The sequence below is a fragment of the Marinomonas sp. 63XJN7_7_ISO-PGPR-S23-202 genome, assembly GCF_056173505.1.
The window spans coordinates 4,661,916-4,679,840 of the sequence record NZ_CM149677.1 but is presented as its reverse complement, the minus strand read 5'-3'; the positions used below and the strand labels follow the sequence as shown (position 1 = coordinate 4,679,840).

Genomic DNA, 17,925 nt, shown 5'->3' with positions numbered 1-17,925 from the left:
GTGTATTTTTCATACTACCGTTGTGTAAATTGATTGCATTCAGGAATGTATTTATGGCGACATTCGATGATCAACAGAAGCTCACTGATCAAAAAAGGCATCTTCGGGAAAAGGAAAGTGCTACGGTTATGCGGTCAAGTCCCGTGAATGTTTGGAATGAATGGGACCCGCTCGAAGAAGTCATAGTTGGTTCTGCGTTGGGCGCATCAACTAGGATGTTGGATCATTTTTGGGATTATGGTTCTCATATTCCTGGCAATAAACAATTATACCGACGGTTTTATCACGCTCAGCCAGCTCCAACCGAAATGGTTTTAAAAGCCGAGGCAGAGATTGAGGGGGTTATTAAGATCCTTGAAAGCGAAGGGGTCATGGTGCGAAGGCCATCGCCTGCTGACTCGCTTGCCTCCTTTTCTACTCCCTATTGGTCTGAAAAGTCTGGCTACAATGTTATGAATCCACGAGATCTGCTACTGGTAATAGGAGATCAAATCATCGAGAACCCCAGTGCGTGGCGACATCGATATTTTGAGACTTTTGCCTACCGACCTTTGATTCAAGAATACTATCAACGTGGTGCACGTTGGGCCGCAGCTCCCCGTCCCATGCTTCGCGATGAATTATACGATCCTAATGGTATTCGATCAGAACCCAATACCGATCCCAGAACATACCTTACCCGAGAAGATGAGCCAGTATTCGACGCCGCAAGTTTTATTCGCTGCGGAAAGGACATTATTGCACAGCGAGACCAATGTACTAATCTTGCAGGGATTGACTGGCTGCAACGGCACCTTGGTCAGGAGTTTACGATCCATATTATTGAGAATCAGCACAATAACCCTATTCATATAGACAATACTTTTGTTCCTCTTGCACCAGGCCGAGCGATGGTTCATCCGCTATGGTTGCAAAACATTCCGGATGCACTGTCGGATTGGGAATTACTTGTTCCGAATATTCCAATCGTTGACCCCAAACCAAATATGCTAGGCATTATGCCCAGTGTGTCGCCATGGATAGCGCTCAATGTATTGTCACTTGATGAAAAGTAAGCGTGTGGTAAACCACACATTTCAATCTTCTTCAAACTCCCTAAAGTCTGTTGTTTTATTGAATAGGAACAACAGACTCATGTTTACCGCGTCCTCTCAACTTAACGTTACTCTCATTTGTGGTCCCACTGACATGCGTAAAGCCATTGATGGTTTGTCCAATATTGTGGCTTATGACCTTGAAAAAGAATCTTGCAGCGAACAGTTGTTTGTTTTCTGTGGGCGAGCACGTGACAAAGTCAAAATACTGCAATGGTCTAATAATGGTTTTTGGCTGCATTACAAACGATTGGAAAAAGGTCGTTTCCAATGGCCGGGGATTGATGTAAGCGTGTGGCAAACCACACATTTTAATCTTCTTCAAACTCCCTAAAGTCTGTTGTTTTATTGAATAGGAACAACAGGCTCATGTTTACCGCGTCCTCTCAACTTAATGTTACCCTCATTTGTGGTCCCACTGACATGCGCAAAGCCATTGATGGACTCTGCAATATCGTTGCCTATGACCTCGAAAAAGAACCCTGTAGCGAACAATTGTATGTCTTCTGTGGGCGAGCACGTGACAAAGTCAAAATACTGCAATGGTCTAATAATGGTTTTTGGCTGCATTACAAACGATTGGAAAAAGGTCGTTTCCAATGGCCGAGGATTGATGATGAACAGTTGTCACTTCACATCTCACCTCGACAACTTAATTGGTTACTAGATGGCCTGCCTCTTCATTCTCAAGAGGCACATCCACATTTAACCTACCGATATCATGACGAATAGCCCATTTAGTTGGTATAATCCACCTCATGAAAGGGCTTCCTGATGACTTACCCAATGACGTTGAATTGCTCAAGACACTTTTGCTTGAGCAAGCATTATCGTTGGGTGAAAAAGAGGTGCAGTTAGCTCAAAAAGACACACAGCTTGTCGAATGGCAATCCAAGTATGAACTGATTTTAGAGCAATGGCGCTTGGCGCAGCAAAAGCAGTTTGGTAAAAGTTCGGAAGTGTCGCCTGGGCAAGGTGAGCTGTTTGACGAAATGGTGGCAGAGCCGGAAGACACCGACGCTGAGCCTGAAACACAAATCGTCTCTTACACTCGAAAAAAACCGAAGCGCAAACCGTTACCGAAAGACCTTCCGCGCGACATCGTGGTGCTTGATATTGCCGAGTCCGACAAAGTCTGCGCTTGTTGCCAAGGGACGCTTCATCGTATCGGTGAAGACCGTTCTGAAAAATTAGACTTTATCCCAGCACAACTGAAAGTCATCGAAACGCTTCGCCCTAAATATGCGTGTCGCGAGTGCGAACAGACGGGAACACAGAATGCCATCAAACAAGCGGTCATGCCGCCCTGTATTATCCCCAAAGGCATCGCCACCCCGAGCTTGCTGAGTCAAATCATCACAGGAAAGTTCCAGTTCAGCTTGCCCTTGTATCGACAAGAAGCCATGTTCAAGCAATACGGCATTGAGTTAAGCCGACGAACCATGTCGGATTGGATGCAAAAAGGTGCGGATGCCTTACAACCCCTTTATGATCGACTGCACCATATTTTACGACAGCAACCGGTTATCCAAGCGGATGAAACCACGCTCAACGTGATCAAAGAAGCCCGATCTAAATGTTATATGTGGGTGTATTGCACAGGTAAGGATGGACCGGATCCAACGAGCCCAGTCCCCAATATTGTTCTATACGACTTCCAGCCCACGAGACGCGGTCAATGCGCGGTCGACTTTTTACAAGGCTTCGACGGCTATCTTAATGTGGATGGTTACCAAGCGTACGAATCGACCAATGCCAAGCTGGCTGGTTGCTGGGCACACGCACGTCGAAAATTTATTGAAGCAGAAAAAGCCATGCCCAAAGGCAAAGCGGGAAAGGCGACTCTAGCGATCAGCCAAATCAACAAACTCTACGCCGTCGAACATCTAGCCAGCCAAGAGGACACGGTAGAAGGGAGGATAAAAGTCCGACAAGAACATGCTCCCACTATCCTAGCCCAACACAAAGCATGGCTTGAAAAGTCGATCAAACACGTGCCGCCAAGCACCACCCTTGGCAAAGCCATCCAATACAACCTGAATCAATGGGACAAACTCAACATTTACCTAACCGATGGACGGATCAACATCGACAACAATCGCGCTGAACGAGCCATCAAACCCTTCGTCATCGGACGCAAAAACTGGTTGTGTGTGTCACGAAGGAGACATTATGATGTAGAACAGATTGCAGCATAATGAATCCATGCTCTAAGTTGGATGGAGGAAGGCCCTCCGATCAGGATGTTCAGGCGCACTGATCAAACTACCTGATGCTGCTGTTGATTAAGGTCTTCGGTAGTGAGCGACTCAGGAAAAGGCGGAAATACTACCGTCATGTGAGTCTGGAAGAGTCGAACGAAAGTGAACTGTTCGAAGAAGCATCGAAATCTTAGGTGATGTCAAAAAGGGGTTGTACAGCCACCCCCTGATAAGTGTAGTGGATACCTGATAACTGACTACATGGCATCCGGTGTTAAGGCAGCGAGACTTCCAGACAGGCCAGCTTAGGGAACGTGAGAACCTACTGCTAGCACGTATCATACAGTAGGGACGGACAGACTCGTAGTAGTGTCGAATGCGCTGTAATGGCGCTGGAGCGAAGGGGTCTGGGTCGCCGAATTGGTTAGAACACAACTTTTTTTTTTTAAAGAGGATGACGTTTTAATGCAAGGCAAAGCATTTGAGATTCCCAAGTCTCTCGTGTGGCAATCGTATAAATCGGTCAAGCGCAATAAAGGTGCGCCGGGTTGCGATGGCCAAACAATGACGCAATTTGATCACAACAGAGACCGTAATCTTTATAAGATATGGAACCGTTTGTGTTCTGGTAGTTACCTACCGCCACTGGTTCGTGAAAAGCGAATTCCTAAAGCGGATGGTTCAGACAGAATACTGGGTATTCCAACAATCAGTGATCGTATCGCACAAGGGGCAGTCAAGATTTATTTGGAAACACGACTAGATAAGCTATTTCATCATAGCTCATTTGGTTATCGTCCCAATCGATCAGCACATATGGCGTTAACGCAATGTGAGCGTAACTGTCGCTTTAAAAGCTGGGTATTAGAGGTAGATATTAAGGCCTTCTTTGACCACGTTAGTCATGATCTGGTGGTGAAAGCGTTAGAACACCACGATATGCCACGTTGGGTAATATTGTACTGTCGTAGGTGGATGGAAGCCCCCATGATGGACTCAAGCAAAGCTAATACCCTAACCCAGAGTGCGCGTGGTACGCCACAAGGCGGCGTTATCTCGCCCATTTTGGCGAACCTATTTCTTCACTATGCCTTTGATCAATGGATGGACAAACATTGGCGTTATGTACCGTTTGAACGGTATGCAGACGACATAGTATGTCATTGCAGTCGAATGTCAGAGGCGGTGAAGTTAAAGGAAGCGATCCAACGACGAATGGAAGAAGTGGGATTGAGTATCAATGAGAGCAAATCGAATGTGGTCTACATAGATACGTTTCCACGCCATAATGTAAAGAAAGTCTTCACGTTCCTAGGCTATGATTTCAAGGTTAGAACGCTTAGGCGAAAAGACGGTTGTTTGTTTAGAAAATGCGCGGCGGGTGCCTCGATGAGCGCCATGAAACGAATCACTAAAACGATCACGTCGTGGCGAATACATCGATCATCTGGGGCCACATTGAAAGAACTTGCACAGAGGTACAATGCCTCGTTAAGAGGGTGGATACACTACTATGGCAAGTTTTGGTACCGACACTTCAGTTATCGTATCTGGTCTGTTTTTCAATCAAGATTGATTAAATGGGCAAGGTGCAAGCTGAAAATAGGCACGCGAGAAGCGGAGCGCAAGCTTGATCAAGTACGTAAAAGCATGCCAACGCTTTTTGCTCATTGGGAATTACTTCGTGCATCAAATGTGCGACCAAGAGCCGTATGACGGGAGACTGTCACGTACGGTTCTGTGAGCAGCTTGGGGGTGAAACTCCCCCTTGCTGACTCGACTTGCCAATACTGGCAATGGCGCGAGAGCCAGTGCCATGCTTTACAGTATTATCGAAACCGCCAAAGCCAATGGACTTATCCCGTACGATTATTTAGTCAGATTGTTCGACGCACTGCCGAAACGTAAAGAGGGAAAGAATCTGGACGATTTACTGCCTTGGAATATCAAGCTGGCTTAAGTTTGAGAATAAAGATAAAGGGTCTTCCTGCTGCGTCCTTGCAGCGACTGAGTCATCCTGAAAAGAGACAGAGTCTTCATCCTGAAAGCTAAGCAAATCCGTTTGCCCTCTGTCTGATAAATACCTTATCGAGATTATACGTCTGATGCAAGTTAGCAACAGCGAAATAGGTTCAGTCAAAAAACGTAACGTGTCTAGGTGGTGATTGCCGCACGCTTACAGCCTTACCATGCAAAGGTCTCTCCTTATATTCTCTGGCCTCGTAGAGTCCATGGCCCTGAGCAATGTTTATCTGTTCCGGATCAACAGGAAGAGATACACTCTCAGCTAAGGCTTGTTTAACCGCACGATGTAAGCCATCTTGATTACCTTTTACCGCTAAAAGGTAATCGCCTTTTTGTGTCACAATCTGCTTTGCAATATCTTTTTGACATCCCATGGCATCAATAGAGACAAGGCAGACTTTTATATCAAAAAGCTTTAGAAGCTTGGGGATGTCCGTGATTTCATTCGACTTTTCTTCTGTCTTTATTTGCCCCATGGCAACACCATTGGGTGTGGCGAAGGCACTTACCATGTGAATAGCGGATTGACGGTTCTCTCGGTTATAAGAACTTCTGAGTGTTTGCCATCGATGGCGACGATCTCTCCAGCGGTTCGTTTTGACACGGCTTTAGCCCAGCAGATAAAGCATTGTCGAAATTGGGTTGTGTTGAGAATTGATACGAGAAATGGTATCGTGAGTTGGTACACCTTGAGGAAAAAGCCCTTTTTCCTGTAACCAGAGGCGATGCTCTTCTCCAAAATTTTCAATATCCTCCCAGCCAGAAGCTCCACGCTAGTCTGATCTATCATGCCTGCCAGGATGTTAAGAATGTTTGAGCTCTTTAGCCGCCTCGGTTAATAGACCGGTTAACCATTGTAACCCTGGGTCTGCATCCCTCACATTATGCCATTGCATGCCTTCGATAATAGGTGGAAAAGTTTCCCAGGTGTGATGAAGTTTAATAGGGTAAAGCTTGGCGAAGTGCTGCGCGTAGCGACGATGCATGGTGGCGAGTCGTCTGGTGCCCACTACGGCCTGACACAGTGCACCGAATTCTGGGAGCTGGACTTCAACATGCCGCTTCCATCCATTGCTGATGATATGATTGTCTGCAATAGAGGGTCGGCGTTCAAGCCCAAAGGTTGCAACGGCATGGCCGGCGGCAAAAAAGGTTTCTTTATCAATCTTATCGAAGCCGGCTCCTGTCCAACTGATAATGACTTCTTCATCCTGCCAAAGCTCTATAAAGTTATGATTCGGTAATGAGAGTTTTTTAACAATGAGTAACAGGTCTATTTCTGCCCTATCGAAGCATTCATTGGTTTGCTCGTCAAGAGGAATAATTTCGAAGGTCACGGCAGGGGCTAAGGTAGCCGCTTTGGCAATGACCTCGGCGAGCAAGATAGTGTAGGCATAATCAGAAGCGGATATAACAAAGTGGCGTGTTGTTGTCGCCGGGTCAAAACTCCCCGCTCGGGTGATTTCCCCTCGGATTTGCAGTAGTGCTCGGTGAACTGGTTTGGCTAGGGATTCTGCCTTTGGTGTTAGGAACATGCGCCGACCACGTTGCACAAGAAGTTCATCATTGAAATATTCTCGCAATCGCTTCAGTGCACCGGTAACAGCCGGTTGACTTAAATGTATGCGTCTGGCGGCCGCCGAGACGTGCCGCTCTTCAATTAACGCCTCTAGGACCACCAGTAAGTTTAAATCTAATCCGTCGAATCTCATTCGCTGAATCTATCAGTCATACCTATTGCTTGCAAGCATAATTCTGATTGGACGCTTATAGGTATTAATGAAAGAGTAGTCCTATTCTCATCATAGGTGGGTCTTTGTATCTGTCTAAATGAGAGCATTGACGTTTATGTTTTCATTGTGAAATACGACAGTGAATGGCGTGTCTGTCTAGCATGCAGGATATCTGTCCTATAAAAATAATTATGATTAGGTTGAGTATTATGAATACTGATTGCTGTTCGAATAACAATGTCATTTCGGTTAATCAAAAAGGTAAGCATTTGGTGGTGGACATTCATTGCCATTTAAATGTGCCTGCCGCCGACAAAATTGTTCAGGCCAAATATCCTGGTCCACCACCAGGTATCCATGAATTTTCTAGCGAAAAAACCAACGAAGTCAATAAAGCGCAGTTTTGTACAATAGGGGCAACCTTAAACAATATTGATTTGCGCTTGGCGGATATGGATAAGCAGGGAATTGATGTCCAAGTTATCTCCCCAAACCCAGGCCAGTACTTTTATTATACCGATGCAGAAACCGGCTTAAAGGCGGCGCAAGCGGTTAACAATGGTATTGCAGAAGCGATTGCGACTAACCCAGAACGATTTGTCGGTATGGGAACCTTACCGATGCAAGACATTGATAGGGCGATTATAGAAATGACGCGCTGTGCCAAAGAGCTTAATTTGCGTGGTATTGAAATAAACACCAATGTGAATGGTAAAGACTTGCATGATGAAGAGTTAGGCAGGTTTTTTGCTGCGGCCGAAGTGCTTGGTATCTTGCTTTTCATCCACCCACTCGGCTTTACCCATGCAACCCGCATGAAAGAATATTATTTCAATAACCTGATTGGTAACCCATTGGAATCGACATTGGCGGTTGGTCATTTAATTTTTGGCGGTGTTTTAGATCGTTACCCAGGGCTAAAAATCTGTGTGGCCCATGGTGGTGGCTACATTCCCGGTTACTGGGGGCGTATGGATCATGGTTGGCGTGCCCGCGCTGATTGCAGTGAACATTGTAAAGAACTGCCATCCAGTTACCTTCGTAAATTATGGTTCGATACGCTGGTTTTCGACAAGGAACAACTGGCTTCTCTCGTCCGCACTCACGGCTCTGATCGCTTATGTCTGGGGACAGATTATCCTTTTGATATGGCCGAGCCTGATCCGCTAGGATTCCACGATCAGCTGGATGAAGAGGACAAGGCTAAAATTCTAGGGTTAAACGCCGCGGACCTTCTTGGGTTGAGTGTTAAATCTTAATAAAGCCTGAAGAACGGGCGGACTTGAATTTGCCTTAACCTATAAGTGTTGCCAATAGTAAAACTATTATTTTTATATTGGACGCTGATAGGTTTGGGCTTTATATTCATTACAAGGTTAGCGCGAATAGCCGTTTAGGAGGGCAAACCTATTTGTGCGTACCGATGACTTACTCAATTAAAAATAAATATAAAACAGGAGAATAGTATATGCGTATTAAAAGTCCTCATCATGTGAGGTTTCAGGTGCCAGATTTGGACAAAACAGAAGTTTTTGCCCAAGACTTTGGTTTGCTGACAGTAGAGCGAACTGAGCAACGTTTAGTGATGCGTACTGGTGGTGGCGATGCCTTTGCCTATACTGCTGAAAAAGGTGATGAAGCTAAGTTCCTTGGCCTCGCCTTTGAAGTAGAAAGTAAAAGCGATTTAGAAAGCGCTATTAGTGAGCACAGCGCGAGTCCAATTCGCGAGCTAACCACTCCGGGTGGTGGGATTGCCGTTACTCTACTGGATCCTAATGGCTTTGAAATTGATCTCGTTTATGGCATTGAACGAGTTAATCCAGAAGAAGCTTACAAGCACTTAGAAATGAATGCACCAGGTCAATATACTCGTGAAGGTCGTTTTGAGCCTAAACGTAATTTGGGACCTGCGAAATTATTTCGTTTAGGGCATGTGGGCCTATTTATCCCAAGCTTTGCCGAAACACTCCCTTTTTACAAAGAAGTATTAGGTCTCATACCAAGTGATATTTATCACGTTCCAGGTATGCCACAGGCCGAAATTGTCGGTTTTGTTCGACTTGATCGTGGTGAAGAGCTGGTAGATCACCATGTTGTCTCGCTTATGCAAAGCCGAAATGGGGAAGCGTCTTGTCATCATATTAGTTTTGAAGCACAAGACTTTGAAGCTCAGTTTATGACCCATCGTTATTTAGAATCTAAAGAATATGAATTGGTGTGGGGCGTGGGACGCCACCCTCATGGTAGTCATATCTTTGATGTATGGCGCGACCCAGATCGCAATCGCTTTGAAACCTTCTCAGATACTGATCGTATGAAAGCCAGTGACGGTACTCGAGTACATGACATATCTAAAGTAGAGATTGATGTATGGCGTTCCGATCCACCTGATCGCTATTTTGAATAATATCCGTTCGATAATAAATTTAATATAGGAATAGAAATTATGAGTAAATTTATGATGCATAAGGTAAAACCTGCCGTTGAACCTGAAAATATTAACCCTGCTACTGGGTTAGTTGAAGGCACATTTGGTATTGGTACTTATCAATTTAAAAATGAAGCCGTTTTCCCAGGGTTAGTTTTGCCAAATGGGGATGTTTTAAATGTTTCTGATCGTTATGCCGATACCCACGCCATTTTTAACGACTGGGATAATGCTTTGGTTTGGTTAAAAGAAGTTGCAGCGAAACAAGATCGTCCAGCCAAATCTTTAACTGACTTGAATATTTTGCCTGTTTTGGCGCATCCAAACTTTATTTGTGCCGCGTCTAACTATCGTCAGCACGTTGCTGAGATGATGACCTTTAACAAATTCAACCAAGACAAGCGTTTACCGGGTGAAGATGACGAAGCCTTCTTCAATCGTAACTACGAAGAAGTTGACCGTCGTGGCCGTGAAGGCACGCCTTTTTTCTTTACTGGTTTGCATTCCTCTTTATGTGGTGCCAATGACGATGTGCCATTACCTTTAATTGGCGAACAGCCTGATTGGGAGCTAGAGCTTGGTTTTATCCTTGGCAAAGGCGAGCGTTATGTAAAACCTGAAAATGCAGAAGATATGATTGCAGCCTACGTTATCGTGAACGATATCGGTACGGTTGATGAATTTAAACGTGCAGACATCAAATTCAACTTCGACTGGTGTAGTAAGTTCCAACCTAACTTCAAACCTTTCGGGCCTTTTGCTGTCCCTAAAGAGTTTGTTGATCGCAAGAAAATGCAAATCAGGTTAAATGTGAACGGAGAAAAGCGCCAAGATTGGCCAGCAGAAGATATGATCTTCGGCCCATCGCAAGTGCTTTCTCATGCCTCTGAGAGACTTCGACTAATGCCAGGAGACCTTTTCATCATGGGTTCTCCTCCAGGAAATGGTGCAAACTTTGGCGGAGCATGGCTGAAAGAAGGGGATGTCATGGATTCTGAGATTACCTACCTTGGCCGTCAACGTAACAAGATTGTGATAGAAGAGACCGAAGGTAAGTCTGTGACTTACGGCGCCTTCAAAACAGAATGGTAGGCGACTAAGTTACCATTTTAGTACGTTACTACCTTAGTAAGTCGCCATCGTAGGTGGCTTAAAGCCTCCCATCATTGAAAAATAATGGGGGGCTTTTTTCTGCTATAGGCCGAGGTCTTTGCGCGTAATAATCGTGAAAAAGTCTCTTCTAATATTGCTGCTCCACTTGATAAGAGAGAATACGACGATGGATGTTAATACACTGTTTTCTTTGCAGAACAAAGTGATTCTTGTGACCGGATCATCTGGCGGGTTAGGTTCCGCGATTGTCTCTGCTATGCATTCCCATGGCGCTAAGGTCATAGCGTCTGATCGACACAACCACAATAAGCCCCAAAGCGGCGTGGACTTTATTCCCTGTGATCTGAGTCGCAATGAAGACATAGACCAGCTTGTAGAGCGGGCGAAAGCACTTTATGGTCGCATTGATGTTTTGGTGTCAAATGCAGGAATACAAGGTCCGGCGGGCCCGATAGGTGCTACCACGGACGAGGATTGGGATGCTGTAATGTCGATCAACTTAAAAAGCGCGCTACGGCTTTGCTCTGCCTTGCTTCCTGACATGGCGGAACGTGGCCAAGGTTCGGTAATTTTAATGTCGAGTATCGCAGGTTTAAGAGGCAACAAAGCCATCGGGCTTTACGGCTTGTCTAAAGCCGGATTGGCTCAGTTAGCGCGTAACTTGGCAGTGGAGTGGGGGCCGAAAGGGATTCGAGTGAACTGTATTTCTCCCGGCTTGATTCGCACACCTTTAGCCACAGAGTTACTTGAAAACACTCCCTTTATGGAACGTAGATTATCCCTAACGCCACTGCGTCGAGTAGGGGAGCCAGAAGAGATCGCCGGCGTTGCAGTGATGCTCGCCAGCAAGGCTGGTGGCTTTATTTCTGGGCAAAATATTGTCGTGGATGGTGGCACCACGATCAGCGATGGCAGCTAATACAAAAGCATCAAAACAGAAAGATCTTATAAAAAAGGTTCGACCTTCCGGCAGAACCTTTTTATGTTGCTAGGCGGTTACGCTTGCGGTTATCTAAAAGGAACCTCCCACACTATGCCTTTTCAACTAACCTGTTGCCCTATAAATCTAGGGTCAACGTATCGCTCAGCGCTCTTGAACAACAAGGGGTGAATTGATCATTTTGTGCTTTTTCAGCGTCCGTTAAAAAATCATCCCTATGGTCGGGTATGCCATCCGTCACCTTAGTTAAACAAGCGCCACAGATCCCCATTTCACAAGACACATCCACCGCTACGCCAGCCGCATCAATCGCTTCCAGTGCGGTTTGATCCGCCGCCACGTCTAATTCCAAACCAGAGCGACTAAGAATGAGCTTAAAAGCACCATCTCCAGATTCCGACACCTTTGGTTCGGCTTTAAAAACTTCCTTATGCAGGTTTGTGTCCGGCCATGAATTTGCTCTAGCGCTGTCAAATACATAATCCATATAACCCACAGGGCCACAGGTGTACAAATGGGCATTGTTGGTAAAAGCACTTAAGGCATTATTGATTGCGGCGTCGTTTTTTTCACGTTCGCCCGAAAAATGACAGAATACCTTAGCAGCAAATGAACCGCTTTTAAGTTGTTCATAAAATGCCGCTTCAGTTTGTGATTTAGCGTGATAATGCAGTTCAAAATCAATACCAAGACTATCCAGCTCTATCGCCATCGACATAATGGGCGTAATACCGATACCACCCGCAAAGAGCATGACCTTGTCGCTATTCAGGTTGAGCGGAAAAAGATTGCGCGGTTCAGAAATGGTGAGGGTATCGCCAATTTGAACACGGTTATGCAGGGCGACAGAGCCGCCCCTTGATTCCTCATCATTCAGCACGGCAATCTTATAAAACTCATCAGACTGAGTATGATTAATCAACGAATATTGGCGGATCAAACCATCCGCTATATGCACATCAATATGGCTGCCAGTGGTAAAACTAGGCATTTTTTCATTACCTACATGCGCCAGTTCAAAGCTGGCGATGTTAGGTGTTTCTAAGGTTTTATTACGAACAACAACATCAAACATAATGTACCTCAATCGCTTTTAGAGCGATTTAGACGATTCTTAATCACGTCGTCAATTGACCAAGCACCTGGGCCTGCGAATAGGAAGTAAAAAAAGACGAAACAGAACATAATAGTAAGCTCCCCGCCATTCACCACGGGGAAAAAGGCTTTGGCAGGATAAAACATAAAGTACGCCACCGCCATTTGACCGGATAGTAGGAAGGCCACACTGCGAGTACACAAGCCCACTAGCAGACAAAAACCACCAAAGAACTCTAAAACGCCAGCAACGCCGACTAAACTAAATAACTCTAATGGACCTTGGTTATGGCCACCGGGTGGGTAATGGAAAAGTTTTTGCGCACCATGTTGCATAAACAAAAATGCGCTAATGACTCGTAGAGCGGCACGGCTGTATATTTCATATTTAGATAACATCATTGACGACTTCCTTTTTTATTTTTTTGGGTAGGGATGATGTGAATAAGTTTTTTTGATTGAGCCTTAGCAGATTTATTCGCACCTTGTTTTAAGCTTGAAAGCCTGACAGAGACGCTGATTAAGGCTCTCTGTCACGGCGGCTTAACGTTTACGCTTCTTCTAAGGGAATGTTTTCTGCCGCTAACATGGCTTCAATTCTCCGACGCACTTGTACGGCGGGTTTGTCGGCACCAACCAATAACTCTCTTTGTTGTGTGACGGCATAATCGAGGCGTTTTTCAACCGCATTAATGGCGACCACATCCTGACCACGAATTTTCTGGTCGGCGGCAAGTTGGAAGTTATCTAACGCTTCATCACCGAGTCTGAAGTTACGAGTAGAAAAACCAAAATAGTGGGTCGTGGTATCGGTTTCTGGGGTAATGCCGTGCAAAATCATTAACGCGCCTAATTCTTTTGGCACTTCTGCTTTACCGGGTACTTTAGTAATAATAGGCAAGCTGGTTGATATGAACTCAGGGCCAAAAAAGTCACTTTTAATCCAGAAATCGGCAAGGCCTTCGAATTCGGCTTCGGAACCAAACACCATTTTAAAATAGTCGTTCCAAGGCGCTTTTCCTGCTCTAGAGACGCGATAGCTTCTCTCACGGTCTTCCGTTTCGATTGGAATATCCGCCATCGCATCTTTACCGGCAATATGGTGATGCACATAGGGTAGGTGAGTAAGGTCCATCAAGTTATCGACCAACAACTGTGACCGACCTTCAAGATGAAAATAATTAGCAGAATGGAACTGACAATCTGGTTGTTCTAAACCAAAGTCTTCATAAGGAGGGATGAGATCAACATCACACCTGTCTTCATCGCCCATCCAGATCCAACAAATTGGCCCTTTCTCGACGATTTTATACACAGGCTGACAAATGTTACCAGTAACTTTAGGTTGAGAAGGGATTTGGATGCAATCGCCGTTATCGGCAAACTTAAAGCCATGATAACCACATACAATGTTATCCCCCTCTACTCGGCCTTCAACTAAAGGCAAATAACGATGTGGGCATAGTCCATACATGGCAACGGGCGTTCCGTCTTCTTTACGATACATAACAACTGGCTTGTTAAGCATGGTACGTTCCATTGGTTCACGGGTAATTTCAGTAGAGAACGCCGCCATGTACCAACGGTTTTTGACGATAGAACTTTTGTATTTGAATGGATACATAATGATAACTTTCCTATCTTTATTTTTATAATATAGGCGACCACTTCCTGCCCGGAGTGATCTTATTCAGTAAAATCTTACCGATGACATATCACTTCACACTGCGTTATAGCGTTAATAGCGGCGATGATTTTTCAGCAATATAACAATGCAAATCACGATGCACCAATCCTTAACAGCGCTAGCTGGTATCGCTAATTTCAATAGTAGAGGGCGAGCTTAAGTACCGCGCTTACTGGCTTAGTTAAGGTCGCCGTAAAATACATTCTATTTATTGACGAAAAGACATCTTTAAAATAGATTAACAAGACTCCTATATAACGATAAAAATAATGGTAAAGAGCTATGCGATTTAAAGGCCTAGATTTAAATCTGTTGGTCGCATTAGACGCGCTTATTGCGGAGCGCAATATAACGCGAGCAGGCGAGCGTATTCATCTGAGTCAGTCAGGCATGAGCTCAGCAGTCTCTCGGTTACGGGAATACTTTGATGACGAGTTATTTGTGCAAGTCGGTAGAGAACTGATCCCTACTTCCTTAGCAGAGACGCTGGCAAAGCCGGTACGTCGGATCCTTGTCGAGATGGAAAACACCATCATTAACCAGCCGAAATTTGACCCAACAACCGATGATCGTTGTTATCAAATTGTCGCCTCGGAACTCACCACCATGGTGCTAATGACTAGCGTTATTAGCCGCTTGGCTCACGAAGCACCCAATATACGCTTAGAGCTGTCATCCACCAGTGATATCGAATTAATCGACAAGGGCAGTGTTGACCTGATGTTTATCCCTCGTCAATTTGTTTTAGAAGACCACCCCTACGATGAACTCTATCAAGAAGGCTATAAATGCATTTGCTGGGAAGGCAATACCTCGATAGGTGACAAAATCACCTTTGAGGATTATCAAACAGCAGGTCATGTTGCCGTAAGCTATGGTAAAAATCACTCCCCCGCCTTTGATGGGTGGTTTATGAGCAACTATGGCATCAGTCGCAGAGTCGAAATTACCACCACCAACCTGCTTGCGCCGCCGGCACTGATTATTGGTACTCAGCGTATCGCCACCGTCCATAGTCGGCTAGCCAGCATAGTGCGCAAATCTCTGCCTATAAAAATTTTAGAGCCACCCATGAATATCCCCATGCTAACGCAAACTATGCAGTACAACCGTAACCGCGAAAACGATGCTGGCCTGACTTGGCTACGACAACTCATCGTAGACGTTGCTAAAACCATTTGACGTCGCAAAGACCATTTAATGGTTTTTATAACAATCCAAGAGCGAGGGCGGGAAACACAATATACTTTTAAGCACTTATTGTTTCGTATCCCGCCGAAATGCCAGTGGTGATTTCCCCATTCGTTGATTAAAAATGCGTCTAAAGCTACGGTCAGAGGTCCAACCTACCATTTCTGTAATGTCGCTTATCGAGTGCTTTGTCGTTTGCAGGAGTTCCGCTGCTAACTGTATACGCCAGTTGCTTAAATAGGCTATGGGGCCAACGCCAACTAATTGTTGGAAGCGTTGTGCAAAACTGGATCGAGACATTCCTGCATGACTCGCAAGTAGAGTGACGCTCCACTGTTTTTCTGGGTGTCGATGAATCGCGGCTAAGGCTTTACCGATTTTTTTATCCAATAAACCTGGCAGCCAACCTTTGGGGTGCTTTGTTTCTGACAAGATATAAGAGCGAAGTTGGCCGATGATAATCAACTCTACTAATTGAGCTGCAATAGCCACAAAACCCGGTTGCTTATTACTGGCATCCTGACTAAGAAAAGCAATGGCAGATTGAAAGGAGGGAAACTCCGTCCCTTGGTACTGTCGCAGAATGATCGCGCTGGGTAATGCCTTTAATAGGTCGAGTTGCACATTAGGCTGAAATTCAAAGGCAAAGGAGAGCAGTGTTGTCTTTGCCCCGCCGCCGCCCCAACTTACCTGATGCAATTCACTCGGCAGGTAGTGATCAAAACCTGCAAAATTATCTCCTTTCCATAGGGCGTGTAATGGTGCTATCGGTGCATTATCAGACGAGTAGAAATTAAACTCACCTCCGATCGGAACCAGAACAGAGTCACCGGCGAGCAATAATTCTGGCTCACTGTCAGGCGCAGAAAACCAAAGCTCTCCTGCAACAATATTAAAGCAATACCCCGCTGGGAATGACTGGGTTTCAAAACCCCAAGGTTCACTCAACTGCCAGTTCGAGATAATAGTAGAGCGTAATTTCAGCGATAAAAGTACGTCACTCAGTAAATCCATAATGAAGTCTATACGTTTATTTTTGGATTATATGACCGATAATATGGATTATGTGGTGTATATTGTCCAATTTATATCTCCTATTCTGTTCTTCCAATAAAAATAAGAAGGATAAGGGCATGAAATTTCTTCGAAATACGTGGTATTGCGCTGGTTGGAGCCACGACTTACTAGATAAACCATTATCTATTACATTACTTAATGAACCTGTTGTGCTTTACCGCGGAGAAGATGGCACAGCAATCGCTTTAGAAGATCGATGTCCTCATCGGTTTGCACCTCTAAGCAAAGGCAAAGTACAAGGCAATAATATTGCTTGTGGGTATCATGGTTTGGTATTCGATTCTAAAGGAAACGGGACGCACAACCCCCATGGCGATGGAACCATCCCGAAGGGGTGCAGCGTTAAAAATTACCCAGTCATTGAAGCACAAGGCGTGATATGGATTTGGATGGGCGAGGCAAGCCAAGCAGACCCTGCCAGTATTATCGATATTGGTGAGAGCGATAACCGTGAAGGTTGGACAGCAGTACATGGTTACCTCAATGTAAAATGCCACTACGAATTAGTGGCAGATAACCTGCTCGACCTGAGCCATGTTCCTTACTTACATTCTTTTCTTGCCTCGGATGGAGAGCCGCCAGCAGGTTTTAGAGAGGAGCGTAAAGTAGAAGTAGACGGCAATACCGTGTGGTCCATGCACTGGAATTATAACTGCCCAGTGTCGCCATTATTTTCTCTGCTTTGGGACGACGCTCCCGCGATTGGTACTCTGCGTGCTCATATGTGCTGGCAGCCCCCTGGTGTGCTGTATTTGGATACAGGCTTTTCAGCAGAAAATGGCACCATTGAAGACGGTGCCTGTTTCCCCGGTATTCATTTAATTACCCCAGAAACCGAGCATTCCTCCCACTATTTCTATGCGGTTGCCCGCAATAAGAAACTTGACGATGCCGGTTTAAGTGAAGGTATACGCACTCAAATCAATAACGCGTTCGAGTTTGAAGACGAACCTATGGTCGAAGCGTGTCATGAACGCATGCCAGAAACAGATTTGATCGCACTAAAACCCGTGTACCTTCCCGGTGATGTGGCTGGTATGCGTGCGAGGCGCAAATTACAGGAATTGATCCAAGCCGAAACAAGTGAATAAAAAATAAGCTTACAGATAAAGTAAGAGCCTACTTGTTCTACTTTAAAGAGGCTGAGTGTTAAAGGAATACACTCAGCCTTAGTCGACTTATTTTCTTCTTTAATGGCTGTTTGTCTTTTGGGGCATTTCCACCGTGTTAAGTCACAATGTAAGTGTTCGCCGAGGGCAATTCTAGGGGAGATAATCCTCCTTCTTTTTAATCGTCTTAAGTAGGTAGATAAGAGAAGTGTTGTAAAAAAGGGAATGCCTT

At 45.1% G+C, this 17,925-nt stretch carries 16 protein-coding genes and 3 pseudogenes; 12 read left to right on the top strand and 7 right to left on the bottom strand.

From position 1 onward, the window contains the following. Positions 1 to 53 precede the first annotated feature (53 nt). The 6 genes and pseudogenes from AC0VYG_RS21525 to AC0VYG_RS21500 all read left to right on the top strand — a co-directional run. Positions 54 to 1,055, top strand: coding sequence for a hypothetical protein (locus AC0VYG_RS21525; RefSeq protein WP_475429921.1), 1,002 nt, complete (start codon positions 54 to 56; stop codon positions 1,053 to 1,055). Positions 1,056 to 1,134: 79 nt separating this feature from the next. After that, positions 1,135 to 1,428: an IS66 family insertion sequence element accessory protein TnpB gene (gene tnpB / locus AC0VYG_RS21520; RefSeq protein ID WP_475429920.1), complete on the top strand. Its 294-nt coding sequence runs from the start codon at positions 1,135 to 1,137 to the stop codon at positions 1,426 to 1,428. 35 nt (positions 1,429 to 1,463) lie between these two features. After that, entirely contained in the window at positions 1,464 to 1,826 is a 363-nt protein-coding gene (tnpB, locus tag AC0VYG_RS21515; protein ID WP_475429919.1) for an IS66 family insertion sequence element accessory protein TnpB, read from the top strand. A 26-nt stretch (positions 1,827 to 1,852) separates the two neighbouring features. After that, the gene (tnpC, locus tag AC0VYG_RS21510) at positions 1,853 to 3,292 is read left to right on the top strand and encodes an IS66 family transposase (protein WP_475429918.1); all 1,440 of its coding nucleotides are present in this window, start codon (positions 1,853 to 1,855) and stop codon (positions 3,290 to 3,292) included. A gap of 468 nt (positions 3,293 to 3,760) precedes the next feature. Beyond that, positions 3,761 to 5,011 (top strand): group II intron reverse transcriptase/maturase, encoded by a 1,251-nt coding sequence (gene ltrA / locus AC0VYG_RS21505; RefSeq protein WP_475429917.1) that lies wholly within the window; start codon positions 3,761 to 3,763, stop codon positions 5,009 to 5,011. 79 nt (positions 5,012 to 5,090) lie between these two features. Next, a pseudogene (locus AC0VYG_RS21500) lies at positions 5,091 to 5,255 on the top strand (transposase domain-containing protein); the annotation flags it as partial. 172 nt (positions 5,256 to 5,427) lie between these two features. Here AC0VYG_RS21500 and AC0VYG_RS21495 read toward each other — a convergent pair. From AC0VYG_RS21495 to AC0VYG_RS21485, 3 genes and pseudogenes are all read right to left on the bottom strand, one after another. Further along, positions 5,428 to 5,868, bottom strand: a pseudogene (locus AC0VYG_RS21495) (ISAs1 family transposase); the annotation flags it as partial. 60 nt (positions 5,869 to 5,928) lie between these two features. Further along, positions 5,929 to 6,078, bottom strand: a pseudogene (locus AC0VYG_RS21490) (hypothetical protein); the annotation flags it as partial. 45 nt (positions 6,079 to 6,123) lie between these two features. Then, positions 6,124 to 7,032 carry a LysR family transcriptional regulator gene (locus AC0VYG_RS21485; protein WP_475429916.1) on the bottom strand — a complete coding sequence of 303 codons (909 nt, stop codon included), beginning with the start codon at positions 7,030 to 7,032 and terminating at the stop codon, positions 6,124 to 6,126. Between the two features lie 230 nt (positions 7,033 to 7,262). Between AC0VYG_RS21485 and AC0VYG_RS21480 the strand changes: the two genes are divergently transcribed. From AC0VYG_RS21480 to AC0VYG_RS21465, 4 genes are all read left to right on the top strand, one after another. Continuing rightward, a complete protein-coding gene (locus AC0VYG_RS21480) occupies positions 7,263 to 8,312 on the top strand; it encodes an amidohydrolase family protein (RefSeq protein ID WP_475429915.1) in 1,050 nt (349 codons plus the stop codon). Positions 8,313 to 8,521: 209 nt separating this feature from the next. Then, positions 8,522 to 9,460, top strand: coding sequence for a VOC family protein (locus tag AC0VYG_RS21475; protein ID WP_475429914.1), 939 nt, complete (start codon positions 8,522 to 8,524; stop codon positions 9,458 to 9,460). 39 nt (positions 9,461 to 9,499) lie between these two features. Beyond that, on the top strand, positions 9,500 to 10,573 hold the full coding sequence (locus AC0VYG_RS21470; RefSeq protein ID WP_475429913.1) for a fumarylacetoacetate hydrolase family protein: 1,074 nt from the start codon (positions 9,500 to 9,502) through the stop codon (positions 10,571 to 10,573). 187 nt (positions 10,574 to 10,760) lie between these two features. Beyond that, complete coding sequence (locus AC0VYG_RS21465; RefSeq protein ID WP_475429912.1) at positions 10,761 to 11,513, top strand: SDR family NAD(P)-dependent oxidoreductase; 753 nt, start codon at positions 10,761 to 10,763, stop codon at positions 11,511 to 11,513. Between the two features lie 139 nt (positions 11,514 to 11,652). Here the strand turns inward: AC0VYG_RS21465 and AC0VYG_RS21460 are convergent, their stop codons facing one another. From AC0VYG_RS21460 to AC0VYG_RS21450, 3 genes are all read right to left on the bottom strand, one after another. Beyond that, positions 11,653 to 12,609: a PDR/VanB family oxidoreductase gene (locus tag AC0VYG_RS21460; RefSeq protein WP_475429911.1), complete on the bottom strand. Its 957-nt coding sequence runs from the start codon at positions 12,607 to 12,609 to the stop codon at positions 11,653 to 11,655. A gap of 8 nt (positions 12,610 to 12,617) precedes the next feature. Continuing rightward, positions 12,618 to 13,031 carry a DoxX family protein gene (locus tag AC0VYG_RS21455; protein ID WP_475429910.1) on the bottom strand — a complete coding sequence of 138 codons (414 nt, stop codon included), beginning with the start codon at positions 13,029 to 13,031 and terminating at the stop codon, positions 12,618 to 12,620. 148 nt (positions 13,032 to 13,179) lie between these two features. Beyond that, complete coding sequence (locus AC0VYG_RS21450) at positions 13,180 to 14,253, bottom strand: Rieske 2Fe-2S domain-containing protein (RefSeq protein ID WP_475429909.1); 1,074 nt, start codon at positions 14,251 to 14,253, stop codon at positions 13,180 to 13,182. 345 nt (positions 14,254 to 14,598) lie between these two features. On the opposite strand from AC0VYG_RS21450, the gene AC0VYG_RS21445 reads away from it, so the two are divergent. Continuing rightward, positions 14,599 to 15,498, top strand: a complete 900-nt coding sequence (locus AC0VYG_RS21445; protein ID WP_475429908.1) for a LysR family transcriptional regulator — start codon at positions 14,599 to 14,601, stop codon at positions 15,496 to 15,498. A gap of 75 nt (positions 15,499 to 15,573) precedes the next feature. Here AC0VYG_RS21445 and AC0VYG_RS21440 read toward each other — a convergent pair whose 3' ends face one another. Beyond that, complete coding sequence (locus AC0VYG_RS21440; RefSeq protein WP_475429907.1) at positions 15,574 to 16,521, bottom strand: helix-turn-helix domain-containing protein; 948 nt, start codon at positions 16,519 to 16,521, stop codon at positions 15,574 to 15,576. A 119-nt stretch (positions 16,522 to 16,640) separates the two neighbouring features. On the opposite strand from AC0VYG_RS21440, the gene AC0VYG_RS21435 reads away from it, so the two are divergent. Continuing rightward, positions 16,641 to 17,675: a Rieske 2Fe-2S domain-containing protein gene (locus tag AC0VYG_RS21435; protein ID WP_475429906.1), complete on the top strand. Its 1,035-nt coding sequence runs from the start codon at positions 16,641 to 16,643 to the stop codon at positions 17,673 to 17,675. Positions 17,676 to 17,925: the final 250 nt, after the last annotated feature.

Bases quoted from the DNA above. Each gene is read 5' to 3' on its own strand.
- AC0VYG_RS21525 (WP_475429921.1), top strand. From the start codon at position 54: ATGGCGACATTCGATGATCAACAGAAGCTCACTGATCAAAAAAGGCAT.
- tnpB (WP_475429920.1), top strand. From the start codon at position 1,135: ATGTTTACCGCGTCCTCTCAACTTAACGTTACTCTCATTTGTGGTCCC.
- tnpB (WP_475429919.1), top strand. From the start codon at position 1,464: ATGTTTACCGCGTCCTCTCAACTTAATGTTACCCTCATTTGTGGTCCC.
- tnpC (WP_475429918.1), top strand. From the start codon at position 1,853: ATGAAAGGGCTTCCTGATGACTTACCCAATGACGTTGAATTGCTCAAG.
- ltrA (WP_475429917.1), top strand. From the start codon at position 3,761: ATGCAAGGCAAAGCATTTGAGATTCCCAAGTCTCTCGTGTGGCAATCG.
- AC0VYG_RS21485 (WP_475429916.1), bottom strand. From the start codon at position 7,032: ATGAGATTCGACGGATTAGATTTAAACTTACTGGTGGTCCTAGAGGCG.
- AC0VYG_RS21480 (WP_475429915.1), top strand. From the start codon at position 7,263: ATGAATACTGATTGCTGTTCGAATAACAATGTCATTTCGGTTAATCAA.
- AC0VYG_RS21475 (WP_475429914.1), top strand. From the start codon at position 8,522: ATGCGTATTAAAAGTCCTCATCATGTGAGGTTTCAGGTGCCAGATTTG.
- AC0VYG_RS21470 (WP_475429913.1), top strand. From the start codon at position 9,500: ATGAGTAAATTTATGATGCATAAGGTAAAACCTGCCGTTGAACCTGAA.
- AC0VYG_RS21465 (WP_475429912.1), top strand. From the start codon at position 10,761: ATGGATGTTAATACACTGTTTTCTTTGCAGAACAAAGTGATTCTTGTG.
- AC0VYG_RS21460 (WP_475429911.1), bottom strand. From the start codon at position 12,609: ATGTTTGATGTTGTTGTTCGTAATAAAACCTTAGAAACACCTAACATC.
- AC0VYG_RS21455 (WP_475429910.1), bottom strand. From the start codon at position 13,031: ATGATGTTATCTAAATATGAAATATACAGCCGTGCCGCTCTACGAGTC.
- AC0VYG_RS21450 (WP_475429909.1), bottom strand. From the start codon at position 14,253: ATGTATCCATTCAAATACAAAAGTTCTATCGTCAAAAACCGTTGGTAC.
- AC0VYG_RS21445 (WP_475429908.1), top strand. From the start codon at position 14,599: ATGCGATTTAAAGGCCTAGATTTAAATCTGTTGGTCGCATTAGACGCG.
- AC0VYG_RS21440 (WP_475429907.1), bottom strand. From the start codon at position 16,521: ATGGATTTACTGAGTGACGTACTTTTATCGCTGAAATTACGCTCTACT.
- AC0VYG_RS21435 (WP_475429906.1), top strand. From the start codon at position 16,641: ATGAAATTTCTTCGAAATACGTGGTATTGCGCTGGTTGGAGCCACGAC.